Origin of the sequence: Pseudochrobactrum sp. AO18b, from assembly GCF_000409565.1 — a bacterium.
GTDB lineage: Bacteria > Pseudomonadota > Alphaproteobacteria > Rhizobiales > Rhizobiaceae > Pseudochrobactrum > Pseudochrobactrum saccharolyticum.
The window spans coordinates 1-5,396 of record NZ_ANNO01000359.1 but is presented as its reverse complement, the minus strand read 5'-3'; the positions used below and the strand labels follow the sequence as shown (position 1 = coordinate 5,396).

The 5,396-nt window shown below is 53.3% G+C and carries 3 protein-coding genes and 1 pseudogene; 3 read left to right on the top strand and 1 reads right to left on the bottom strand.

The features are described from left to right. Positions 1–1,070: pseudogene (locus tag A918_RS0113910) on the top strand (chromosome segregation protein SMC); the annotation flags it as partial. A 124-nt stretch (positions 1,071–1,194) separates the two neighbouring features. Next, the gene (locus A918_RS0113905) at positions 1,195–2,088 is read left to right on the top strand and encodes a cation diffusion facilitator family transporter (protein ID WP_028233816.1); all 894 of its coding nucleotides are present in this window, start codon (positions 1,195–1,197) and stop codon (positions 2,086–2,088) included. Between the two features lie 57 nt (positions 2,089–2,145). On the opposite strand, the gene A918_RS0113900 is transcribed toward A918_RS0113905, so the two are convergent. Continuing rightward, positions 2,146–2,493, bottom strand: coding sequence for a VOC family protein (locus tag A918_RS0113900; RefSeq protein WP_028233815.1), 348 nt, complete (start codon positions 2,491–2,493; stop codon positions 2,146–2,148). 348 nt (positions 2,494–2,841) lie between these two features. Between A918_RS0113900 and ppdK the strand changes: the two genes are divergently transcribed. Next, the coding region (ppdK, locus tag A918_RS0113895; protein ID WP_022711650.1) for a pyruvate, phosphate dikinase at positions 2,842–5,396 on the top strand (2,555 nt) is incomplete at its 3' end.

Sequence of the window (5,396 nt, the reverse complement as noted above, 5' to 3'; positions counted from 1 at the left end):
CAGAAAATGCCCGCCGGCAAATTACTGCGCTGACAGAACGCAGGGCTGAAACCAGTGATGAAGCGGAAGATTTGGCGGAAGCACCGGCGGATATTGAAGAGCGCCGCCGTGAGCTGCAAAGCGCTGTGGCGGATGCCGATGCGCAACGCAAAGAAACCTCTGATCGTCTGAGCACTGCCGAAACCGAGCAGGCCAAACTGGATAAGCGGGCAACGCTGGCTATTCAGGAACTGGCTTCCTCGCGGGAAGTGCGTGCCCGTGCCGAAGAGCGTCTGGCAGCAGCAGAAGATCGCCGCAAAGATACAGAAGCGCGTATCGCTGAGGTGCTGAATTGTGCGCCGCATGAAGCATTCCGCCATACAGGTCTCAATGCCGGTGATCCGCTGCCGGATATGGATCATACAGACCGTCAGCTTGACCGGTTGAAGATTGAGCGCGAACGTCTCGGTGCAGTGAATTTGCGCGCTGAAGAAGAGCAGCGCGAATTGTCCGACCGACAAGATGCGATCATCAATGAGCGCGAAGACGTTATTGAGGCGATCAAGAAACTGCGTCAGGCCATTCAAAGCCTGAACAAAGAAGGCCGAGAACGTCTTCTGGCGGCATTTGATGTGGTCAATGAGCAGTTCCAGCGTTTGTTTACGCACCTGTTTGGCGGCGGTACGGCAGAGCTGCAATTGATTGAATCGGAAGACCCGCTGGATGCCGGTCTGGAAATTCTCGCCCGTCCTCCGGGTAAGAAGCCGCAGACCATGACCCTGCTTTCCGGCGGTGAGCAGGCATTGACGGCAATGGCGCTGATCTTTGCAGTGTTCCTCACCAATCCGGCACCAATCTGCGTGCTGGACGAGGTGGATGCACCGCTCGACGACCACAATGTGGAACGCTATTGCAATCTGATGGATGAGATGGCTGCTTCTACAAAGACGCGTTTTGTCATCATTACCCATAATCCGATTACCATGGCACGCATGGATCGTCTGTTTGGCGTGACCATGGCCGAGCAGGGTGTGAGCCAGCTGGTTTCCGTTGATCTGCAAACCGCTGCTGCCATGCGTGAAGCAGTATAAAATTATAGTCTTGCTGAACCTGTTAAATCATTCCGTTTTCTTTTGTCCGATGCAAAATTAAGAATGATTTTCAGGTGTGTTTTATCTGAATTGCAGACTGGCATGCAAAGCTGAAAGGCAGATGATGAGCGGCGATCACAATCATGCGGATGTAAGCACAACACCGGTTTCGCGGCTTTGGCTGGCTTTAGGCCTGACCGGAAGTTTCATGATTGCCGAGATTATCGGCAGTTATGTTACCGGCAGTCTGGCGCTGCTGTCTGATGCCATGCATATGGCGACGGATACTTTTGCGCTGGCACTTGCTCTGATTGCCATTTATCTGGGGCGCCGTGCAGCGGATATTTTCCGAACCTATGGTTATTCCCGCTTTGAAATTCTGGCGGCAGCAATCAATGCCGTTCTGTTGCTGCTCGTCGCATTCTATATTCTCTATGAAGCCTATGAACGTCTGTTCCAGCCTGCAGAAGTGCAGTCTGTCGGCATGATGATTGTCGCCGTTCTCGGTCTGATCGTGAACTTTATTTCCATGCAGCTTTTAAGCGGCAAAAAAGATGAAAGCCTGAATGTTAAAGGCGCTTATCTTGAAGTCTGGGCGGATATGCTCGGCTCCGTCGGTGTCATTGTCGGCGCGGTGATTATCTATCTGACAGGCTGGCAGTGGGTGGACTCGCTTATTGCTGTGGGCATCGGCTTTATGGTTTTTCCGCGCACATGGGTGCTGCTCAAGGAATGTATCAATATTCTGCTGGAAGGTGTGCCGGTCGGGCTGGATTTGCGCAAGCTCGAACAGTCTGTTCTGGCAGTCTCCGGTGTTGATGAAATCCATGATCTTCATGTCTGGTCGCTGACCAAAAGCCAGCATTCCCTGACTGCGCATATTGTGCTGCAACCTGAGGCAAATGGTGAAGCCGTGCGCCGTGCAATCGAACAGGTGTTGCAGCAGCAATATGATCTGCATCATACGACTTTGCAGATGGAGGCCGAAAATTGCGCCCGTGAGGAAGATATTCACTAATCATCTACGGCACTCATTTAAGCGCCGCAGCTGTTATTCATATCTGTGAGTGCCGGTTTAATTCTCGCTCCACACGGCCAGTTCATTACCGGACGGATCAGTGAAATGGAAACGGCGGCCACCGGGGAAACTGAAAACCGGTTTGACGATTTTGCCGCCTGCTTTTTCAACATCAATCAGTGTCTGCTCCAGATCCTCAGAATAGAGCACCGGTAGCGGCTTGGCATTTTTCGCCTCATCGCCCTGATAAAAGCCGCCATCCAGCCCTTCAGAATGGGCGGCATAATCGGGGCCGTAATCGGTGAAGCTCCAGCCGAAGGCATCGGCGTAAAAAGCTTTAACGTCCTTCAGACCGCTCTGGCCGGCAGGCATTTCGATATAGTCGAGTTTTCCGGTTTTACGCATGATGATCCCCGAAACAAGGTTGAGAATGACGTTTGTTAATAGCAGATTCCGCGTCGTTTTCATGTGCCGGAATCAAACTCTCAGCTGATTCCGTTAAGTTGCGGAAATGCAGATGAAAACACTTTTCGTGCTGCCGCAAATTATTCATCTGTTCAGACAATAAACCGGAAACGAATTCCGCAAAATCGATTTAAACAATTATACAGGCGCTGCGTTGCGCTTTGTTACCGTTTTTCTGTATTTTTCAGTAGCCCGCAGCAGTGCTATCGCTTAAGCAGGAAGCGTGTATCCGGTATCGGTTATCATGACTTACATTCAGCCTGAGCCGGACATAACAGGAGGACGGGAATGGTTAAGTGGGTATATCACTTCGGTGACGGCAAAGCCGATGGTGCTGCAAGTGATCGTAATCTTCTGGGCGGTAAAGGTGCAAACCTTGCTGAAATGAGCAGCCTCGGACTGCCGGTGCCTCCGGGCTTTACCATTACCACCGATGTCTGCACCTATTATTACGACCATGACCGGACTTATCCTGAAATCCTGAAAGATCAGGTCAAAGCTGCGCTGGAGCATATCACTGCGCTGACCGGTCGTCGTCTGGGAGATGTAACCCGTCCGCTGCTGGTTTCTGTGCGTTCCGGTTCCCGTGCATCCATGCCGGGCATGATGGATACGGTGCTTAATCTCGGCCTCAATGATGATACGGTTGCGGCAATCGCGGCTGAGGCCAATGATGAGCGTTTTGCCTATGACAGCTACCGCCGCTTCATCCAGATGTATTCGGATGTGGTGCTGGGCGTTGACCATTCTTTCTTCGAAGAAATTCTCGACGATGCCAAGGCTAATCTCGATCTGGATGTTGATACCGATCTGACTGCCGATGACTGGCGCGGTGTGATTGACCAGTACAAAGCCAAGGTTGAAGAAGAGCTGGGCGAGCCGTTCCCGCAGGATCCGGAAGCGCAGCTTTGGGGTGCTATTTCTGCCGTGTTCTCCTCATGGATGAATGCCCGCGCGATCACCTATCGCCGCCTGCATAATATTCCGGAAAACTGGGGTACTGCCGTGAATGTGCAGGCCATGGTGTTCGGCAATATGGGCGACACATCGGCAACCGGCGTGGCCTTTACCCGTAACCCATCCACCGGTGAGCGTAAACTTTACGGCGAGTTCCTCGTCAATGCGCAGGGTGAAGATGTGGTGGCCGGTATCCGTACCCCGCAGAATATCACCGAAGAAGCCCGTATTGAGGCCGGTTCCGAGCGTCCGTCGCTTGAGAAAATCATGCCGGATGCTTTTGCTGAATTCCTGAAAATTGCTGATCGTCTGGAACAGCATTACCGCGATATGCAGGATCTGGAATTCACTATTGAACGCGGCAAGCTCTGGATGCTGCAGACCCGTTCCGGTAAGCGCACGGCTAAAGCCGCGCTGAAAATGGCCGTGGAAATGGTTGAAGAAGGGCTGATCGGTAAAGAAGAAGCCGTCAACCGTATTGATCCGGCATCGCTGGATCAGCTGCTGCATCCGACCATTGATCCGAGAGCCGAACGCCATGTGATCGGTATCGGCCTGCCTGCCTCTCCGGGCGCAGCAACCGGTGAGATAGTGTTCTCTTCGGAAGATGCGGAACAGCTGAAAGCGGAAGGTCGTAAAGCCATTCTCGTGCGTATTGAAACCAGCCCTGAAGATATTCACGGCATGCATGCAGCAGAAGGTATTCTGACATCGCGCGGCGGCATGACCAGCCATGCGGCTGTGGTTGCCCGTGGTATGGGCAAGCCTTGTGTTTCCGGTGCCGGTACGCTGCGTATTGATTATCGCAACGGTACAATGCTGACAGCCGGCGGCACCTTCAAAAAGGGTGATATCATCACCATTGACGGCGGCAGCGGACAGGTGCTGAAAGGCACTGTGGCCATGCAACAGCCGGAACTCTCCGGCGATTTCGGCAAGCTGATGGTTTGGGCAGATGAAGCCCGCCGCATGAAAGTGCGCACCAATGCGGAAACACCGGCGGATGCCCGTGCAGCCCGTTCTTTCGGTGCGGAAGGGATCGGCTTGTGCCGTACCGAGCATATGTTCTTCGAGGGCCCGCGTATTCTCGCTATGCGTGAGATGATTTTGGCATCGGATGAAAAAGGCCGCCGTGTTGCGCTGGATAAACTCCTGCCGATGCAGCGTGATGATTTCACCGAGCTGTTTGAAATCATGCAGGGGCTGCCGGTCACCATTCGTCTGCTCGATCCGCCATTGCATGAATTCCTGCCTAAGACGGCTGAAGAAATCGCCGAAGTCGCCAATGTCATGGGCGTGGATGTCGACAAGCTGACCGAGCGTGCGGAAAGCCTGCATGAGTTTAACCCGATGCTTGGCCATCGTGGTTGCCGCCTTGCGATCTCCTATCCGGAAATTGCGGAAATGCAGACCCGTGCGATTATTGAAGCGGCGATTGCCGCTGCCAAAGAGACCGGTGAAGCGGTTATACCGGAGATTATGGTGCCGCTGGTTGGTATCAAAGCTGAGCTGGATTTTGTGAAAGCACGGATTGATAAAGTGGCCGCGCAGATCATTGCCGAGAGCGGTGTGCAGGTTGATTATATGGTCGGCACCATGATCGAATTGCCGCGTGCTGCCTTGCGGGCAGGGGAGCTGGCTGAGACGGCCGAGTTCTTCTCCTTCGGTACCAATGACCTGACACAGACCACTTTTGGCGTATCGCGTGATGATGCTTCATCCTTTCTCACGCAATATCAGGCGCTGGGCATTATCGAACAGGATCCGTTTGTGACCGTTGATTTCGATGGTGTCGGCGAACTGGTGCAGATTGCATCGGAACGTGGCCGTAAACAGCGCAGCAATATCAAACTCGGCGTTTGCGGTGAGCATGGCGGGGATCCGGC

Excerpts from the sequence above, each read along its gene's own strand:
- A918_RS0113905 (WP_028233816.1), top strand. The coding sequence starts at position 1,195 with ATGAGCGGCGATCACAATCATGCGGATGTAAGCACAACACCGGTTTCG.
- A918_RS0113900 (WP_028233815.1), bottom strand. The coding sequence starts at position 2,493 with ATGCGTAAAACCGGAAAACTCGACTATATCGAAATGCCTGCCGGCCAG.